This is a genomic window from Streptomyces sp. A 4/2 (assembly GCF_940670765.1).
Lineage (GTDB): Bacteria > Actinomycetota > Actinomycetes > Streptomycetales > Streptomycetaceae > Streptomyces.
Map to the genome: position 1 here is coordinate 1 of NZ_CALNVW010000090.1, position 544 is coordinate 544.

The 544-nt window shown below is 69.5% G+C and carries 1 protein-coding gene; it reads right to left on the reverse strand.

Annotation, left to right across the window (positions count from 1 at the left end):
* Positions 1-148 precede the first annotated feature (148 nt).
* Complete coding sequence (locus NBY69_RS37150; RefSeq protein WP_374211391.1) at positions 149-508, reverse strand: transposase; 360 nt, start codon at positions 506-508, stop codon at positions 149-151.
* Positions 509-544 lie beyond the last annotated feature (36 nt).

Below are 544 nucleotides of genomic sequence, written 5' to 3' on the forward strand. Positions count from 1 at the left end.
AGGGCGTCGTCGGCGGCCTGCCGTTCTTCGCGGGCCTTGGCCGCGGCGGTCCACCGGTAATAGCCGGAGCGCGAGACCTGAAGGACCCGGCATATCCGCTGCACGCCGAAGTCGGCGCGATGGTCGGAGATGAAGCCCCAGCGGAGGGTCATGCCCTCATCTCCTTCGCGAAATACTGGGCCGCCCGACGAAGGATCTCCCGCTCGAGTTCCCACTCCTTCTCGGCCCTGCGCAGCCGCCCGTTCTCCGCGCGCAGCCGGGCCAGTTCCTCATCCCGGCCCTCCGCAGACGGCTCGCCGTGACCATGGGCGCGGCCGGCCAGCTCGTCGGCCTGGCGCACCCAACTGCGCAGCGTCTCGCCGGTCACCCCGACATCCGCCGCGACCGCCGCATACGTGCGCTTCCCGCCCGCCGCGCGGTACAACGCGACCGCGTCGTTCCTGAACTCCACCGGATACGGAGACTTACGTCCCACCAGGACACCCTTCCTCGGATCAACAAGATCCATTGTCAGAGTGTCCACACCGCCGGGGGCACCTCACCC

Excerpts from the sequence above, each read along its gene's own strand:
- NBY69_RS37150 (WP_374211391.1), bottom strand. The coding sequence starts at position 508 with ATGGATCTTGTTGATCCGAGGAAGGGTGTCCTGGTGGGACGTAAGTCT.